Source organism: Serratia marcescens, from assembly GCF_001902635.1.
In the GTDB taxonomy this organism is placed as follows: domain Bacteria; phylum Pseudomonadota; class Gammaproteobacteria; order Enterobacterales; family Enterobacteriaceae; genus Serratia; species Serratia marcescens_F.
Genome location: NZ_MJAO01000006.1, coordinates 223086 through 239343, shown reverse-complemented (window position 1 = coordinate 239343; position 16258 = coordinate 223086). Strand labels below are relative to the sequence as shown.

Sequence of the window (16258 nt, the reverse complement as noted above, 5' to 3'; positions counted from 1 at the left end):
CGGGTAACTTTGGCTACTATTAAGTTATTAACAAAACCGGGCTTTGCGGGGCAGGCGCCCCCATAACGAGCGCCGTAACAGCGAACACCTTGATAGCTAAGGCCAAACTTATGCATGAATCGTTAACTATTGCCCTGCTGCAGGCACGCGAAACCGCCATGGGGTTCTTCCGCCCGATCCTGAAAAGCCACAATTTGACCGAACAGCAATGGCGCATCATCCGCGTGCTGGCCAACAGCCGCTCGATCGAATTCCATGAGCTGGCGGCAGAAACCTGCATTCTGCGCCCCAGCCTGACCGGCATTCTGTCGCGCATGGAGCGCGACAAGCTGATCTTCCGCCTGAAGCCGGTCAACGATCAGCGCAAGCTGTACGTGTCGCTGACCCAGCAGGGCCAGGATCTGTATGAAGTGGCGCGCCACCAGGTGGAACAGGGCTACGCCGAGATTGAAGCCGCCTTCTCGCGGCAGAAAATGGACCAGCTGATGACGCTGTTGGACGAGCTGATCACCCTGGGCGACAGCCTGCCCGCCAACGTCACCGCGCATCCCGCCAAGAAATGATTTGACCAACCGGAATTCTCAAATTAATTGGCGTTGCAGCCAACAACGCTGCAGCGTCAAGTAAGCAGAGAATTCGTTTCCGGCAACAGCGCGCCGCCGTCCACCACCAGCGTCTGGCCGGTGATGTAGGCCGCCGCCGGCGAGGCGAGAAACACCATCGCCGCGGCGATGTCTTCCGGTTCCCCCAGCCGCCCGAGCGGCACCGAGGCCGCGATCGCCTGATTAACCGCCGCATCGCCTAGGTTGGCCATCGCCGGCGTGCGGATCATTCCCGGCTCCACGCCGTTGACGCGAATTTTCTCCGCCGCCAGCTCCAGCGCCGCCGCACGAATAAACCCGTTCACCCCAGCCTTGGAAGCGGCGTAGTGCGCCAGCCCCGGATAAGCCACCCTCGGGCCGGTCACCGACGAAGTCACCAGAATGCAGCCGCCGCCCCGGCGGCGCATCCACGGCAGCGCCGCCTGCGCCAGAAAGAACGGCGCCATCAGATTGACGCTCAGCGTACGTTGCAGCAGGGCCGCGTCGATGGCGGCGAACGGCGTCAGCGGAAAGTAAGCGGCGTTGTGAATCACCACGTCCAACCGTTGATGCCGCTCGCCCACCGCCGCCACCCCCTCGGCGATCTGCCCCGGTTCGGCCAGATCGCAAGCCAGCGCTTGCACGCTCAATCCTTCGCGCCGCAGCGCCTGCGCCGCCGCCTGCGCCTGCGGCAGCTGCACGTCCGCGATCGTCACCTCGGCGCCCAGCCGGGCAAAGGCGCTGACGATCGCCAGCCCAATGCCCTGAGCACCGCCGGTCACCAGCACCACCTGCCCCGCGAAGGCGTCGGCCGCATAGGTTGCGCTCATCGGCCTATCCTCGCGGGTGGCGCGTGGTGTTCAGCACCTGCGCATGGGCGCCGACCGCAAAGTTGCTCAGCGCGCTGAAATCGCTGCCCTGATAGCCGAGGATCTTGCCGTCGGTGCGCATCCCCTGCAGATCGATCATCACCACGCCCAACGTCGGGATGATCTTCTCGCGCCAGACGAACAGATAAAGCTGCTCCGCCACCTTCACGTAGTGGCAGCGATCGACGTCCGCCAGCCCTTTCTCCACCCCGTCCAGACACTGCCAGGCGTAGAAGTTGTCGTTCAGGTAGATGTGCTCGTACCGCTCGGTCGGGCTGTAGGTGTACATGTTGCGCATACCGATCAGCTCATCGGTAAAGCCCGGCGGCGCTACGTCGGCATCATCCAGCGTGCCGAAGCGGAATTCGGCCTCGACCGCGGTCAGCGGCAGCCCCTGCTCCACCCGGCTGAAGGCGTCGAGCCGCGCCTGCGCTTCGTCCGGCAGTTGGCCGTACACCGCGGTGAAGTTGCCCTGATTGCGATCGCACACCAGCGTAATGCTGGCGTTGGCACGGGCGGGGTCGAGAAAATCGATGAACAGCACGCCAGGGCGAATGCTGGTGGCGCGATAGGCGACGCCGCGCCGTTCGCCCCACTCCAGCGTCTGCTCGTCGGTGAACCGGCAGCGCTGCGTCGCGCCGTCGCTAAAGCGCAGCGTCAGCGTGCTGCCCGCCAGCCCGTGCTGCCGTTCCAGCGTATTGCTGTGCGGCGCAAAGCCTTCCGCCAGCGCGCCAACCTGAATGAATACCGCTTCTGAACTCATGGAAATGCTCCTTACAGGGAAGTGAAAGCCAGGGTCGGCACATCGACAATGGTAGAGCCGCCGTCGGCCACCAGCGCCGCACCGGTAATGATTGAAGCCTCGCTGGAACAGAGGAAACGGCAGACGCGGGCGATCTCTTCGGCGCTGGCCGGGCGGCGCAGCGGCACGTCGCGGCAAACCATCTGGTAAGCCTGCTCCAGCGAAATCTGATGGGCGTCCATCAGCAGTTGCATCTCTTCGTCCGCCATCGGCGTGGTCACCCAGCCCGGGCACACCGCATTGGCGCGCACGCCCAGCGGGCCGTAATCGCGGGCGATGGAGCGCATCAGGCCGATCAGGGCGTGCTTGGCGGTGACGTAGCCGCAGACCTCCGGCCCGGCGGCCAGCGAGGCGATCGAAGCGACGAACAGCAGGTTGCCGCCGCTTTTAATCAGCTCTGGCAGGCAGGCGCGCGCGCTGGCGAAAGCGCTGTTGAGGTTGCTGTCCAGCGCCCCTTGCCACTGCGCATCGGTCATCTCGGTGATGCGCTTGAAGCCCATGCCGCCGGCGCTGCCGATCAGGCAGTCGATGCGCCCGGCTTCGCGCAGAATGGCCGGCAGCAGCGTGTGGTTCCAGCTCTCGCCGCTGGCGGCATCGCCCACCAGCGCCTGCGCGCCGATCTCTTGCGCCAGCGCCGCCAGCGGTTCCGGGCGGCGGCCGATGATGAACACCCGATCGCCCTGCGCCGCCAGCAAACGGGCGCAGGCAGCGCCGACGCCGGTGCCGCCGCCGGTAATCACAACCACTCTATTCATGATTCAGCTTCTCCATCAGTTGGCCGATCATCAGCAGGCTGCTCAACAGCAGCCGCCGCTGTTCGGCATCCAGCCGCAGATAGCGGCGGCCGGCCGGCAAACGGCTGACCACTTCCGACGCGGCGAAATGCTCGATATCCACCTGCCAGCGCCCGTCCTTCACCGTCAGCCGCACGCGGCGAAAATCCAGCTGCGCCAGCGTCTCGCCGATCTGCGGGTAGCGCTGCAGGCCGTCCAGCACCCGCTGCGCGGCCGCATGGCGCTGGCGCAGCAGATAACGCACCCCGCGCCGCCGCAGCCAGCCGCCGGTCACCACGTCCAGCGTCAACGGGGGCTGCACCGCGCACGTGCCCTGCAACCGAAAGCGGTGGCTGACGATATGCGCCATAAACAGCCCCTGTACCTGTTCGCCGATCTCGATCTGCGGTCCCTGCGGCAGCGTCAGCCGCAGCAGGCCCGGCGCCAGGCGTTCGCACGCGTAGGGTTCCAGGTTGCGCGCCAGACGATCCAGCGCAGCGCCCGGCCGATAGCCCGACGGCGCTCGCCGCCAGGCGCGATTAAGTGAGGGAAGTAAGCCGATCAAACTGCGCCTCCTCGTTTTCACCCTTGGCGAACGCGTTCTCCAGCACCTGTTCGACCGGCACCGGCTTGAACGGATTCACTTTCTGCACGCACAGCGTCCAGAACAGCGCATAGCCGGCGGTCAGGCCGATCATCCAGCCGAAGGGAATGTAGATGTCGCTCGGGTTCATTCCCGGCGGCGTGATGTAAACGATGGCCAGCACGATACCGACGCTGGAAACGATCTGCGGCAGCGGGAACCACGGCGATTTATAGGCGCGTGGCAGATCGGGGCGGCGCAGGCGCAGGATCACCACCGAACAGGTCACCAGCAGGTAGGCCACGCCCCAGGCGCACACCGCCGCCAGCACCAGCGGAATAATTCTGTCGAGATTGCCCTGAATGGCGAAGGCGTGTACGCAGGGGATCAACACCGCCACCAGAATGCCGACCACCGGCGTCTTAAAGCGCGGGTGCAGATAAGCGAACATGCGCGGCAGCGCACCGTCCAGCGCCATGCCGTACAGAATGCGCGGCACCGCCGCCATCAGCGTGTTGATGGTCGCTGCGCCCGCCAGCAGCAGGCCGACGCCCAGCCAGTATTTGCCGAACTGGCCCATCACCTGGCCGGCGAACGCCGGGATGGCCATCGGCGTTTCCAGCAGGCGCGTGCCGCTGGCGGCGTCGATCACCACGTTTTCCACCTGGTGGCTGAGCGCCGCGCCATACAGCGCCATGCACACCGCCACGCCGCACAGCCCCAGCGCCATCGCGCGCGGGATCACCCGATCGCAGCGCTTGATCTCCGGCGCCATCGGCGTCACCAGCTCACAGCCGACGAACATGAACATCGCCATGCCGATCAGGCTGAATACCGCGAAGGGATCGTTCAGGCTCAGCGTGCTGCCGAACCACCCCTCGAGCGGCACCGCATGCGGCGACAGCAGCCCGACGATGCCGAAGATCACCAGCGTGCTCCACATGGCGAAGGTCAGCACGATCTCCGCCTTGCCGAAGGCCTCGATGCCGAACGCGTTGAGCAGGCCGAACACGATCACCAGCCCGACGCCGACCATCCAGGAGGCATTGTGGCTTTCCATCAGGGTGTTGAGGTGCTCGAAGTTCACCAGCGCCATGATGCCGGAGAGAATGGTCTCGGCGGTGCCGGCGAAGATGTGCACGATCAGGTAGGCCGACAGCGCGCCGGTGATGGCGAAAAAGCGCCCCATGCCGCAGGAGATGTAGTCGTAAACGGAACCGGAGGTCGGCAGCAGCGCCGCCGCTTCGGAGAAGGTGGTGAGCTGCGCCTGCATCATGATGAAGGCGATCAGCATCGCCAGCGCGAAGGTGTCGCCGCCGATGCCGAAGCCGCTGGTGACCGTCAGGATCACCGGGCTGGCCATGATCACCCCGACCGAACTGGCCAGGGTGGTGGGAAAGCCGACCTTGCCTCGAGCCAGGTGGGCGTGCAACCGCGACGACAGGTTCATGGTTATTTCCTCTTATAGTTTTGGCCTGATGCATGCAGGTGCTTGCAGGTTTTTCACCGCCAGCGGCGGTAATCTCACTATAGAGAGGAAAGGAAAATGCTGACTATCGTCCTTAAGGACGAGATGCTTTCAACCTGCGGCCGCGCTCATGGTCATGCGGACGGAGCAGCCTGAGCAAGGTCATCATTTTTTCGTCTTATACCTTTGGCGCCGCCTGGCGCTATCTTCAATTCGCAGTGTAAGAAGCGGCGGAAAAGCCTGGCTATCGTTCTAAAGAACGAGGGACGGCTTCGATCGTGCCGGTTGTAGCACGCGCAGGGCGGCGAGGGCTTCACCCGGGCAAACATTGAAAAGCGCTGTAAATTCAGCGGGAAAAGAGGGGAAATATTTCATTAACTTATTAATGAAAATCGCAGCAAATCCGCGCTGAAAAGCCCTGATGACCACAGTGTCATCTTGTTATTTATGTGTTTTATTGCAATCGGCCTCACGTTGTTAATATGTTTTTATTGTGTTGCCAAAATGCTACAACTATGCTTGTATCGTTCATATATTGACCGCCAACCTTCTCCAGATTGAATGATAAAGGGAGGAACACGAATCATGCACAGCACCGCATCCGATGCCTTTATCAACAGTTGTTTGGCGACCATCACGCACCTGATCCCGGTGTCCGCCGGGGTGTTTTATCTGGTCGATCGCGACCTGCGGCCGGATCACTACATTCTGCACGGCATGCCCGATAAAACGCATCAGCAGTACCTGAACCACTTCCAGCAGATAGACCCGCTGCAGCCGGCCAACTTCCATCGCCAGGACATCACCATGGTCGGCATGAGCCCGGCGGCGATCGCCGGCAACCGCCGCTATTACCACGACTTTATGCTGCCGAACGACATGCGCGACATGACGGAGATTTTCATCCGCCAACGCAAGCGCATCGTCGCCGGGGTGTCGCTGATCCGCGATACGCCGTTTACCGACGTGGAGCGTGGCCGCCTGCGCGCGGTGCTGCCGCTGATCGAGCTGGCGACGCGCGATCTGTTGCCCGATGGCGAGGCGCAGATGCTGACCGCCAAAGAGCAAGAGATCGTCAACATGGTGCGCGAAGGCGCCAGCAATAAGCGCATCGCCCTGAAGCTGGGCATTTCGCTGTCCACGGTGAAAACCCACATGCGCAATATTTTCGCCAAAACCGACGTGGTGAACCGCACCGAACTGGTCGCCGGCGGCTTTCTCGCCCACGGTTAACGCCCGATAACGGCCGTCGCCGACGGCCGGAAAATAACGCTAAAGAGTATTCGCCATCTATGGCGCGGCCTCCCCCTGCCCGCAATCGGGCCCGGCGGGATATTCCATTGTCACTCAACGCTCGGGGAAAAGGTTTATGTCCAGTGATTCGGTTTCCGCGCCCGCCGTCGGCACGGCGCTTCCCTGCCCACCACGGCTGCTGACCGCCATTATCGTCTTCGCCGCCATCGCGCCGGGCATTCTGATGACCGCCCCCGCCGTGGCCGCCCAGCTCGCCGCGCAGTGGCAGCTTGGCCCGGCGCAGATCGGCCACCTGTTCTCCACCGAGCTCGGCGCCATGAGCCTGGCCACGCTGCCGGCGTGGTGGTGGATCGGGCGCATCAACTGGCGGCGGGTCGCCACGCTGTCGGCGTTGGTGTTTATCGCCGGCAACCTGGCTTCAGCGCTGGTGCAAGATTTCACCCTGCTGCTGCCGCTGCGCTTTATCGCCTCGCTGGCGGGCGGCACCCTGATGATCCTGTGCATCACCTGCGCCGCCGGCACCGCCAATCCCAGCCGGGTGTATGCCTTCTGGGTGCTCGGCCAGCTGGTGCTGGGCGCGGTCGGGCTGCTGGTGCTGCCGCCGCTGTTCGCGCACTTCGGCCTGATGGCGGTCTACCTGATTTTAGCGGCCATCATGCTGTGCTGCCTGCCGCTGCTCCCGGCGTTTCCCAACGGTTTCACCGCCGCGCGCGCCGCCCGCAACGGTGCCGCCGCCTCGCTGGCGCGCAAGCTGTGCGCCGTGCTGGCGGTGCTGACCTTTTACATCAGCCTGAGCGCGGTCTGGACCTTTATCGGCGGCATCGCCGCCGGCGCCGGGCTGTCGCCGGCCCACAGCGGCCAGGTGCTGGCCGTCGCCACCTTGCTCGGCATCGTCGGCGCGGGGGCCGCGGCGCTGATCGGTGCGCGCTTCGGCGGCGGACGCCTGATCGTGCTGGGGTACGCCCTGCTGCTGGCCAGCGTGGCGCTGCTGACAGGCCAACCCCTGCTGCTGCGCTTCGCCCTGGCGGCCCTGCTGTTCAAATTCACCTGGACCTTCGTGCTGCCGTTCATTCTGGCGCGGGTCGCCGGGTTGGATAACGACGGCAAGCTGATGAACGGCATCAACCTGGTGATCGGCGGCGGCATGGCCATCGGCCCGACGCTGGCCGGCTCTCTGATCGAATCTTCCGGCGGTTTCAATGCCTTGCTGTTGGGCGCGCTGGGCTGCGCGCTGCTGTCGCTGCTGTTGATTTCGCTGGCTTCACCGCGCGCACCGCGCCGTATAACAGGAGGAGAAAGGTGAAAAGAACAACCGGTTTCTTGTTTGATGAACGCTGTTTCTGGCACAGCACCGGCCTGCACGCCACCACCCTGCCGGTCGGCGGCTGGGTGCAACCGCCTTCGGGCGCTGGCCACGCCGAGTCGCCGGAAACCAAACGGCGCATGAAGAACCTGATGGACGTGTCCGGCCTGTCGCGCCAGCTTACCCTGCTGAGCGCCGAACCGGCGACGGAAGAAGACCTGCTGCGCATTCACCCCGCCCACTATCTGCAGCGTTTCAAACAGGTGAGCGACAGCGGCGGCGGCCTGCTAGGAGAGGAAGCGCCGCTGGGGCCGGGCAGCTATGAAATCGCCAAGCTCTCCGCCGGGCTGGCCTGCGCGGCGGTGGAAGCGGTGCTGCAGGGCGAGCTGGATAACGCCTATGCGCTGTCACGCCCGCCGGGCCACCACTGCCTGCCGGATCAATCGATGGGCTTCTGCTTCCTGGCCAATATTCCCATCGCCATCGAGCGCGCCAAGGCCCGCTACGATCTCGGCAAGGTGGCGGTGCTCGACTGGGACGTGCATCACGGCAACGGTACCCAGCACATCTACTGGCAGCGGGGCGACGTGCTGACGCTGTCGCTGCATCAGGACGGTTGCTTCCCGGCGGGCTATTCCGGCGAACGGGATCGCGGTGAAGGCGCCGGAGCAGGCTGCAACCTCAACGTGCCGATGCTGGCCGGCGCCGGCGACGACGGCTACCTGCACGCCATGCGGCACATCATCATCCCGGCGCTGGAAAAATTCGAGCCGGAGCTGATCATCGTCGCCTGCGGCTACGATGCCAACGCCCTCGATCCGCTGGCGCGCATGCAGCTGCACAGCGACAGCTTCCGCGCCATGACCGCGCTGGTGCAGGACGCCGCCGACCGGCTGTGCGGCGGCAAACTGGTGATGGTGCACGAAGGCGGCTACGCCGAATCCTACGTGCCGTTCTGCGGGCTGGCGGTGATGGAACAGCTGAGCGGCGTGCGTACTGAAGTGCAGGATCCGCTGCTGAGGTTCATCCAGCAACAGCAGCCGCGCGACGCCTTCAACCGCTTCCAGCGCGAGGCGCTCGACGAGCTGGCGCGCCAGTTCGGCCTGTAATCCTCTCTGCGGGCGCCGCACCCGGCGCCCCTGACAACCTCGCCGCCAGCCGCTACGCTGAAGGGCAACCCTGTCACCATGAGAACAATAAGATGTCCGAACAAACCGTCAGCTTTATCAAAGGCCGTCACGGCGACATCGCCGTGCACGACTGGGGAAACGACAAGTCGCGCTATCTGGCGCTGCTGATACACGGCTACGGCGAGCATCTCGGCCGCTATCAATACGTGGCGCGCACGCTGCAGGCGCAGGGCGCGCGGGTGTTCGGCCCCGACCATCTCGGCCACGGCCTGTCGCAGGGCGAACGCGTGCTGATCGAGGATTATGACGCCGTGGTCGACGACGTGCAGCGCGTGGTCGCGCATCTCCGGCGGCAATACCCCACCTTGCCGCTGGTGGTGATCGGCCATTCGATGGGCGGCATGATCGCCACCCGCTACGTGCAGCGCCATGGCGAGGAGGTGTGCGCACTGGTGCTGTCCGGGCCGCTGCTCGGCGACAGAACAGCGATCTCCGATCTGGCCGAACTGCCGACGATCCCCGACGCGCCGCTGGATACCGCCACCCTGGCGCGCGATCCGGCGGTCGGCGCGGCGTATCAGGACGATCCGCTAGTGTGGCACGGGCCGTTCAAGCGCCCCACCCTGCGTGCCATGCAGCGGATCCTCGCCGCCATCAACGCCGGGCCGGGCTTCGGCGCACTGCCCACGCTGTGGATCCACGGCGACGACGATCGGCTGGTGCTGATGAGCGAAACGCAAACCGCGTTCGATCGTCTGCGCGGCGACGATTTCGAACGGATGATCAATGCAGGCGGGCGGCACGAGAGCTTTAACGAAACCAATAAGGATCAGATCCTCAAGCGGGTGACCGATTTTATTGCGCGGGTGTTAGGCTAAGGCGTTCCCCCTCAGCGGGCCGAGGGGGGCATGACAGCGTCAGCCTTCGACGATAGCGAGGTAGTGTTTGACGAAGCGATCCGAGGTGATGTCCCAGCGCACCGGGGTGCCCTTCTCGACGAACCAGGAATCGCCGGCCTGATACTGCACCGATTCGCCGGTGCGTTCGTTGGTCAGGGTGGCGCTGCCTTCCCACACCGTGGCGTGCTCGGCGAACGGATACTCCATCGCGAAGCTGCCGCGGGTGCAGCTGAACACGCCGCAGTTCAGGTTGTCGGTCGGTTCGCCGAAGATGCTGGCCACGCCGACGGTCGGCGTGCCGGCGATCACCGTGGCGCCCAGGTTGCTGACGCTGCCGATTTCCAGCAGTTCCGGCAGCGGTTGTTTAAGCAGTAACGGTTTCATGTCATTCTCCTCTGAGGGTTAACGGCGGCCTTTCCAATAGCCGGATGTCTGGTGCCAAACCTTACCGGCGGTGGTCATCACCCGCCGCAGCTTGTCCTTGCCGAAGATGTTGACGTGCGGGATCGCGCTCATCAGATCGTAACGATCGGATCCTTCGCTCATGCCCTCCGCCAGTACCTTGCACACGATGTGGCTCGGCGTCACGCCGAAGCCGGAGTAGCCCTGCACGTAAAACACGTTGTCGCGATCCGGCAACGTGCCGATCTGCGGGAACAGGTTGGCGCTGCAGCACAGCGGGCCGCCCCAGGCCAGATCGATCTTCACGTCTTTCAGGTACGGGAACACCTTCAGCATCAGGTTGCGGTTCCAGGCCTTGAGATCCGACGGGAAATATTCGATCAGGCGGGTGGCGCTGCCGAACAGCAGCCGGTTTTCGTTGGTCACCCGGTAATAGTCGATCACCGGGCGGATGTCGCTGTAGGCGCCGCGGATCGGGCTGATCTGGCGGATCAGATCGTCAGACAGCGGCTCGGTGGCCAGCTGGAAGGCGTAGGTATTGATGGTCTTGCGGTAGATCTGCGGCTCCATGCCGTTGAGGAAGCCGTTGCAGGCCCACAGCATCTTGTTGGCGCGCACCGAGCCCATGGCGGTGCGCACCGTGATGCGCGGCCCGTACTCCACGTTGAGCACGCTGCTGTTCTCGAAGATTTTCACCCCGTAGCCGCTCAGCGCCTTGGCCTCGCCCAGCAGCAGATTGAGCGAATGCACGTGGCCGCCGCCCATGTGTTTCAGCGCGCAGGTATAGGCGTCGGAGCCCACCACCTGCTTCACCTCCGCCCCGGTGTAGAGCTCGATCTCCTCCTGCGGCGCGACCGCCTTGAACTCCTTCAGCCAGCCGCGCAGGGTCTTCTCCTGGCGCGCGTTGCTGCCGAGGTAGCCGTAGCCGAAGCAGAAGTCGGCGTCGATATCATATTTCTTGATGCGCTCGCGGATAATGCCGGCGCCGAGGTTGCTGATTTTGAAGATGGTTTCCAGCCCGGCCGGGCCGACGTGGCGTTTGATCTTCTCCAGATCGTGGCCGATGCCGGCCATCACCTGGCCGCCGTTGCGCCCGGTGCCGCCGTAGCCCAGATAGCGGCCTTCGAGAATGGCGATGTTGGTGATGCCCTTCTCCGCCAGCTCCAGCGCGGTGTTGATGCCGGAGAAGCCGCCGCCGATGATCACCACGTCAACGTCCAGATCCTCTTCCAGCGTCGGGAAGCGCAGATCGTATTTTTTGGTCGCCGCGTAGTAGGTTAAGGACTCGATTTCGTTGTTCACTGCCGCACTCCCGATTGCCTATGCCATGACATCGGATTATCGGGAGGCGGCGGCGGGGTCGCCATGTCCCCTTAGGGACATTTGCTACAAAAAATTAACATTCACGCGCTGCGCCGCTGCGGGGCGGTCAGCAACAGGCTGAACAGTTCAGCCTGCGAGCCGATGTTCAGCTTGCCGTAGATGTTCTTGCGGTGGTTTTTCACCGTGCCAAGGCTGATGAACAGCCGGTCGGCAATCTGCTGCGAGCCGCAGCCGGCGAGGATCAGATCGACGATCTCGCGCTCGCGCGGCGTCAGCAGATAACGCGCCTGCGCGCCGTCGCCGTTCACCGTGTCGGCATCGGCCGGTGCCACCACCACTTCGCCGTGCAGCCGCGCCACGCTTTTCACCAGCGTCAGCGCACTGCGCAGCTCCGCCCGCTGCGGGTAGCGCACCGCCACCGTGCGGCGCGCCGAGCCGAAGAACACCCCCAGCCCGCGCTCCGGCGTCAGCTGCAACAGCACGCCGGCCTCGTCGTGCCAGCCGGTCTTACGATAAAAATTGCGGTAATAGTCGCTGTGATAAAACCCGCAGGGCGCCAGCTGGCGCAGCGTGAGCACCTCACCTTCACCGCCGTCGTTCAGCGCGCGGTAAAACGGATCCTGCAGGTAGGCACCCTGCTGATAGATTTGGTTGACCGCATCGCTGTTTTCCCGCTCGGTTTTGATCAGGCAGCGCGGCGGCAGGCCGCGTTCGAAGGCATAGACGATGGCGTTGTCAAAGGCGAAAAACCCTTCCAGCCAATTCAACAGGCTGGGATAAAAGCGCGGGCTGGCCACCGCATCGATCACCGCAGACAAGCGTTCAACCTGAATATCCATACCCGCCTCGCCATTATTAATACATTAACAATCTACCGGTTCCGGATGGTGTTGGCCGCATGGCGACCGATACTGTTAAAAAAAGCATCCGGCGCGCCGAAATGCAAGAACGCGATCGTTTACATGTTAAACAACTCACAAGTTGCCGCGGCGGGGAAAGCGATAGCCGCTCCGCGCCCGCTGGCTTATGCTGTGGCATTGCGCCCTGCCACGCCGTCAAGGAGACCTCATGTCCGTCAGCCACATCATCGCCAACCGCCAGACCTGGTTCGGCCACGGCAGCATCCAGCAACTGCCGCCGCTGCTGCTCGCCGATCCGCAGCCGACGCTGCTGTTCAGCTGCCGCTCTTTTCTCAACGGCCCGGTGTACGCCGGCCTGCGCGAATCGCTGACGCCGCTGCTCATCGGCACTGAGATCGTCAGCCACGAGGCGTCGCCGCAGGAAATAGACGCCTGGGTGGCGCGCTGGCGCGGCCAGGCGCGGCGCGTGGTGGCCATCGGCGGCGGCAGCGTGCTGGATGCCGCCAAGGCGTTCTCCGCGCTGGTGGAGCATCCGCTGCCGACGCTGCGCTATATGGAAAAGGTGGGCGACAGCAAAATCAGCGGCGCCACCCTGCCGCTGATCGCCATTCCTACCACCGCCGGCACCGGCAGCGAGGTGACGCAGAACGCGGTGATCACCGACACCCAGGTCAGCAAAGTGAAGGCCTCGCTGCGCCACAATAACTTCGTGCCGCACACCGCCATTCTCGATCCGCAGCTACTGGCGGGCGCGCCGGACAAGGTGCTGGCCTACTGCGCCATCGACGCCTTCACCCACCTGTTCGAGGCCTATCTGTCAAAAACCGCCGGCGCCATGACGCGCGACATGTCGCTGAGCGGCATCCGCCACTTCCTTGCGGCCTGGCCGGCGCTCAACCGCAGCGACGCGGCGCGCGAAGCGATTATGCAAGCTTCGTACCTTGGGGGGCTGACGCTGAGCGCCGCCGGGCTGGGGGTGATCCACGGCATCGCCGGCGAGATCGGCGCGCTGCGCGACTATCACCACGGCCAGGTCTGCGGCCGCCTGCTGCTGCCGTTCCTCGCCCAGCTGGAAAGCAGCGAACAGCCGCAGCAACGCGCGCTGATGGCCGAGCTGGCCGCACGCCTGTACCCGCACTGGCAGGGCAGCCCGGAGCGCTATCTGATCGATTTCATCACCCGCCACGCCATCGCGCCGTTCTGGCAGGACGATTTGCCGATTTCCGGCCAGGAATTGGCGGTGGCGCTGGAGAAATCCAACAGCAAGAATTCCTGGATCGACTATGCGCCGGCGCAGCGGCAACGGATGATCGAAGAGGCGTTTCGCGTCGAATGATGATATCTACCCTAAATAGTTGGAGCTGCATCCCGGCGGCAAGAGGCGGCTCGCCAGGAGCTTACTCAAGTAAGTGACTGGCGTACGCACTCGCAGCCAACACAGATGCAGTTTCAAGTATGACGGGTATAATCAGATCAACGCACTAGCAGGAGTTAAGGAAATGGGCATCATCGGCTGGATCTTCGCCGGCATCGCGGTCGGCATCCTGGTCGGCGCGCTGATCAGAATCTTCAGTAAGAAGAAAGAGCAGTAAGCGTCACGCTGTTCCGTGGGCCGCCAGCAGGCACTCATGGAACAGCTTCACCACCCGCTGCGGCACCGGCGAGCGGCGCAGCACGCTGGAGTATTCGCAGTGATAGCGGAACAGCGCCGGTTTGATTGCCCGCATCAGGTTCTGCGCCACGAAAAACGCCGCGTAGTGATCCGGCAAAAAGCCGACGTATTTGCCGGACAGGATCAGCGTGGCGATCGACTCCTGCGCGAACCCCGTCGCCTTGCGATGCAAATGTTGCTGCAGGCTCAGTTCCATATTCGGCGAATGGTAGCCTAATCCGGCGAAGGCATAATTGTGCAGCAGATCCCAATTTAACGTTTCATGGCGGGCGGAAAATAATTCATGCTGCGCGCCGCAATATAAGAACATCCTCTCACTGAATAACGAATGATAAGATAAACTTTCCGCGCTGCGGTGCATGGGAATAACGCCAACCTGAAATTGCCCGTCAATTACGCCGCGTTCAATGGTATTAATCGGCTCCACGTACATTTGCAAAGAAACCTCCGGCGCACGCTCGCTGAATAACGCGATGGCCCGGCCGATCTGCGCCTGCGGATTGCTGACCGTATGGTCAAATATCGCCACGTGCAGCTGCCCGCCCATGCGCTGATGCACCTCGTCCACCCCGCGCCGGAACGCCTCGGTGGCCGCCAGCAGGTTGACGGTTTCCTGGTAGATCAACAGCCCCTCGTCGGTGACCGCAAAGCCCTCGCGCCCGCGCTGGCACAGCGTCAGACCCAGCCGCTGCTCCAGATCCTTGATGTGCTTGCTGATGGTCGACAGGCTGATGTTCAGCTCCAGTTCGGCGGCACTCATGCCGCCGCAGTCGACCACGGCCTTGAATACCCGCAGCAAACGCAGATCCATATCCGACAGTTGCCCTAACAGCGCGCGCTTTTTTACTTGCATAAAACCTTAAGTAAGTTTCGACATATGATTATTCACAGTAGAGAACAAGCGGTACATAGTCAATTTCGCACAACAATTCGTTAACAACTCGGTTTATTTCATTAATCGCTCTTATTTTCCTGTTCGGAGGAAAACATGGCCGCTGAAAATCACCCGCTAAATAGTCTCGATGCCGAAGGGTTAGAGGCCCATTGGATGCCTTTTACCGGTAACCGTAATTTTAAAGCGCAGCCGCGCATTATTACTCAGGCCGCGGGGGCGTATTACACCAGCCATGACGGCAGAAAGATTTTCGACGGCCTGTCCGGCTTGTGGTGCTGCGGATTGGGGCACGGCCGGCAGGAGATCACCGACGCCGCCCAGCGCCAGCTGGCGACGCTGGATTACTCGCCGGCGTTTCAGTTCGGCCACCCGCTGTCGTTCGAACTGGCCAACAAGATCAAGGCACTGACGCCGGCGGGGCTCGATTACGTGTTCTTTACCGGCTCCGGCTCCGAAGCGGCGGACACCTCGCTGAAAATGGCGCGCGCTTACTGGCGCGCCAAAGGTCAGGCGGGCAAAACCTGCTTTATCGGCCGGGAAAAGGGCTATCACGGCGTTAACTTCGGCGGTATCTCGGTCGGCGGCATCGCCGGCAACCGCAAGGCGTTCGGCGCCGGCGCCGAAGCGGACCACCTGCCGCATACCCTACTGGCCGGCAACGCCTTTTCGCGCGGCATGCCGCAACAGGGGGCGGAGCTGGCGGAAGAGCTCAACCGCATCATCGCGCTGCGCGACGCCTCGACGATCGCCGCGGTGATCGTCGAACCGTTCTCCGGCTCTGCCGGGGTGATCGTGCCGCCGGTCGGCTACCTGCAGCGCCTGCGCGAGATCTGCACCCAGCATGACATCCTGCTGATCTTCGATGAAGTGATCACCGCCTTCGGCCGCTGCGGCGCGATGACCGGCGCCGAGGCGTTCGGCGTCACGCCGGACATCATGAACATCGCCAAACAGGTGACCAACGGCGCGCAGCCGATGGGCGCGGTGGTGGTGCGGCCGGAGATCTACCAAACCTTCATGAACGGCGGCGAGCCGGACTACCAGCTCGAATTCCCGCACGGCTACACCTACTCCGCCCACCCGGTCAGCTGCGCGGTCGCGCTGGCGACGCTGGACATCCTGCAGCGCGAACAGATGGTGGAGCGCGTACAGGCGCTGGCGCCCTACTTCGAGCGTGCGGTGCACAGCCTGCAAGGGGCTAAACACGTCACCGACATTCGCAACATCGGCCTGGCGGCCGGCATTACGCTGGCGGCACGGCCCGGCGAACCGGCGCGGCGCCCCTTCGAGGCGGCGATGCGCTGCTGGGAAAGCGGATTTTACGTGCGCTACGGCGGCGACACCCTGCAGCTGGCGCCACCGTTCATCAGCAGCGAAGCGCAGATCGATGCGCTGATCAACGCCGTCGGCGATGCCCTTAACGCCACCGAATAAGGAGAGAACC

16 protein-coding genes are annotated in these 16258 nt (G+C 63.5%); 7 read left to right on the top strand and 9 right to left on the bottom strand.

All coding sequences use genetic code 11. The features are described 5' to 3' along the window. Positions 1 to 110 precede the first annotated feature (110 nt). Entirely contained in the window at positions 111 to 563 is a 453-nt protein-coding gene (gene hpaR / locus BHU62_RS08250) for a homoprotocatechuate degradation operon regulator HpaR (protein ID WP_015376534.1), read from the top strand. A 56-nt stretch (positions 564 to 619) separates the two neighbouring features. On the opposite strand, the gene BHU62_RS08245 is transcribed toward hpaR, so the two are convergent. The 5 genes from BHU62_RS08245 to BHU62_RS08225 are packed head-to-tail and all read right to left on the bottom strand — an operon-like array spanning position 620 to position 5058. Beyond that, positions 620 to 1411 carry an SDR family oxidoreductase gene (locus BHU62_RS08245; RefSeq protein WP_073531480.1) on the bottom strand — a complete coding sequence of 264 codons (792 nt, stop codon included), beginning with the start codon at positions 1409 to 1411 and terminating at the stop codon, positions 620 to 622. 4 nt (positions 1412 to 1415) lie between these two features. Continuing rightward, positions 1416 to 2213 (bottom strand): molybdenum cofactor biosynthesis F family protein, encoded by a 798-nt coding sequence (locus BHU62_RS08240; protein ID WP_033636970.1) that lies wholly within the window; start codon positions 2211 to 2213, stop codon positions 1416 to 1418. An 11-nt stretch (positions 2214 to 2224) separates the two neighbouring features. Further along, positions 2225 to 3007 carry an SDR family NAD(P)-dependent oxidoreductase gene (locus BHU62_RS08235; RefSeq protein ID WP_073531479.1) on the bottom strand — a complete coding sequence of 261 codons (783 nt, stop codon included), beginning with the start codon at positions 3005 to 3007 and terminating at the stop codon, positions 2225 to 2227. Further along, entirely contained in the window at positions 3000 to 3590 is a 591-nt protein-coding gene (locus tag BHU62_RS08230) for a DUF3156 family protein (RefSeq protein WP_073531478.1), read from the bottom strand. Before BHU62_RS08230 ends, BHU62_RS08235 begins: the two co-directional genes overlap by 8 nt. Next, the gene (locus BHU62_RS08225; RefSeq protein ID WP_073531477.1) at positions 3565 to 5058 is read right to left on the bottom strand and encodes an APC family permease; all 1494 of its coding nucleotides are present in this window, start codon (positions 5056 to 5058) and stop codon (positions 3565 to 3567) included. The genes BHU62_RS08230 and BHU62_RS08225 overlap by 26 nt, the downstream gene beginning before the upstream one ends. A gap of 603 nt (positions 5059 to 5661) precedes the next feature. Between BHU62_RS08225 and BHU62_RS08220 the strand changes: the two genes are divergently transcribed. The 4 genes from BHU62_RS08220 (at position 5662) to BHU62_RS08205 (ending at position 9641) form a co-directional block, all read left to right on the top strand. Then, complete coding sequence (locus tag BHU62_RS08220; protein ID WP_073531476.1) at positions 5662 to 6309, top strand: helix-turn-helix transcriptional regulator; 648 nt, start codon at positions 5662 to 5664, stop codon at positions 6307 to 6309. A gap of 136 nt (positions 6310 to 6445) precedes the next feature. Further along, positions 6446 to 7633 carry an MFS transporter gene (locus tag BHU62_RS08215; protein ID WP_073531475.1) on the top strand — a complete coding sequence of 396 codons (1188 nt, stop codon included), beginning with the start codon at positions 6446 to 6448 and terminating at the stop codon, positions 7631 to 7633. Next, positions 7630 to 8742: a class II histone deacetylase gene (locus BHU62_RS08210; RefSeq protein ID WP_073531474.1), complete on the top strand. Its 1113-nt coding sequence runs from the start codon at positions 7630 to 7632 to the stop codon at positions 8740 to 8742. The genes BHU62_RS08215 and BHU62_RS08210 overlap by 4 nt, the downstream gene beginning before the upstream one ends. Before the next feature lie 92 nt (positions 8743 to 8834). After that, the gene (locus tag BHU62_RS08205) at positions 8835 to 9641 is read left to right on the top strand and encodes an alpha/beta hydrolase (protein ID WP_073531473.1); all 807 of its coding nucleotides are present in this window, start codon (positions 8835 to 8837) and stop codon (positions 9639 to 9641) included. Between the two features lie 39 nt (positions 9642 to 9680). Here the strand turns inward: BHU62_RS08205 and BHU62_RS08200 are convergent, their stop codons facing one another. From BHU62_RS08200 to BHU62_RS08190, 3 genes are all read right to left on the bottom strand, one after another. Then, positions 9681 to 10046 carry a cupin domain-containing protein gene (locus tag BHU62_RS08200; RefSeq protein ID WP_073531472.1) on the bottom strand — a complete coding sequence of 122 codons (366 nt, stop codon included), beginning with the start codon at positions 10044 to 10046 and terminating at the stop codon, positions 9681 to 9683. Between the two features lie 18 nt (positions 10047 to 10064). Continuing rightward, entirely contained in the window at positions 10065 to 11366 is a 1302-nt protein-coding gene (locus tag BHU62_RS08195; RefSeq protein ID WP_073531471.1) for an NAD(P)/FAD-dependent oxidoreductase, read from the bottom strand. A 101-nt stretch (positions 11367 to 11467) separates the two neighbouring features. After that, positions 11468 to 12226, bottom strand: a complete 759-nt coding sequence (locus tag BHU62_RS08190; protein ID WP_073531470.1) for a response regulator transcription factor — start codon at positions 12224 to 12226, stop codon at positions 11468 to 11470. Between the two features lie 229 nt (positions 12227 to 12455). On the opposite strand from BHU62_RS08190, the gene BHU62_RS08185 reads away from it, so the two are divergent. After that, the gene (locus tag BHU62_RS08185) at positions 12456 to 13583 is read left to right on the top strand and encodes an iron-containing alcohol dehydrogenase (protein ID WP_073531469.1); all 1128 of its coding nucleotides are present in this window, start codon (positions 12456 to 12458) and stop codon (positions 13581 to 13583) included. Between the two features lie 259 nt (positions 13584 to 13842). Here BHU62_RS08185 and BHU62_RS08180 read toward each other — a convergent pair whose 3' ends face one another. Continuing rightward, positions 13843 to 14772, bottom strand: coding sequence for a LysR family transcriptional regulator (locus BHU62_RS08180; protein WP_025159607.1), 930 nt, complete (start codon positions 14770 to 14772; stop codon positions 13843 to 13845). Positions 14773 to 14907: 135 nt separating this feature from the next. Between BHU62_RS08180 and BHU62_RS08175 the strand changes: the two genes are divergently transcribed. After that, a complete protein-coding gene (locus BHU62_RS08175) occupies positions 14908 to 16248 on the top strand; it encodes an aspartate aminotransferase family protein (RefSeq protein WP_073531468.1) in 1341 nt (446 codons plus the stop codon). Positions 16249 to 16258: the final 10 nt, after the last annotated feature.

What these genes read in the sequence shown, in the direction of transcription:
- hpaR (WP_015376534.1), top strand. Translation starts at nt 111, where the DNA reads ATGCATGAATCGTTAACTATTGCCCTGCTGCAGGCACGCGAAACCGCC.
- BHU62_RS08245 (WP_073531480.1), bottom strand. Translation starts at nt 1,411, where the DNA reads ATGAGCGCAACCTATGCGGCCGACGCCTTCGCGGGGCAGGTGGTGCTG.
- BHU62_RS08240 (WP_033636970.1), bottom strand. Translation starts at nt 2,213, where the DNA reads ATGAGTTCAGAAGCGGTATTCATTCAGGTTGGCGCGCTGGCGGAAGGC.
- BHU62_RS08235 (WP_073531479.1), bottom strand. Translation starts at nt 3,007, where the DNA reads ATGAATAGAGTGGTTGTGATTACCGGCGGCGGCACCGGCGTCGGCGCT.
- BHU62_RS08225 (WP_073531477.1), bottom strand. Translation starts at nt 5,058, where the DNA reads ATGAACCTGTCGTCGCGGTTGCACGCCCACCTGGCTCGAGGCAAGGTC.
- BHU62_RS08220 (WP_073531476.1), top strand. Translation starts at nt 5,662, where the DNA reads ATGCACAGCACCGCATCCGATGCCTTTATCAACAGTTGTTTGGCGACC.
- BHU62_RS08215 (WP_073531475.1), top strand. Translation starts at nt 6,446, where the DNA reads ATGTCCAGTGATTCGGTTTCCGCGCCCGCCGTCGGCACGGCGCTTCCC.
- BHU62_RS08205 (WP_073531473.1), top strand. Translation starts at nt 8,835, where the DNA reads ATGTCCGAACAAACCGTCAGCTTTATCAAAGGCCGTCACGGCGACATC.
- BHU62_RS08200 (WP_073531472.1), bottom strand. Translation starts at nt 10,046, where the DNA reads ATGAAACCGTTACTGCTTAAACAACCGCTGCCGGAACTGCTGGAAATC.
- BHU62_RS08190 (WP_073531470.1), bottom strand. Translation starts at nt 12,226, where the DNA reads ATGGATATTCAGGTTGAACGCTTGTCTGCGGTGATCGATGCGGTGGCC.
- BHU62_RS08185 (WP_073531469.1), top strand. Translation starts at nt 12,456, where the DNA reads ATGTCCGTCAGCCACATCATCGCCAACCGCCAGACCTGGTTCGGCCAC.
- BHU62_RS08180 (WP_025159607.1), bottom strand. Translation starts at nt 14,772, where the DNA reads ATGCAAGTAAAAAAGCGCGCGCTGTTAGGGCAACTGTCGGATATGGAT.
- BHU62_RS08175 (WP_073531468.1), top strand. Translation starts at nt 14,908, where the DNA reads ATGGCCGCTGAAAATCACCCGCTAAATAGTCTCGATGCCGAAGGGTTA.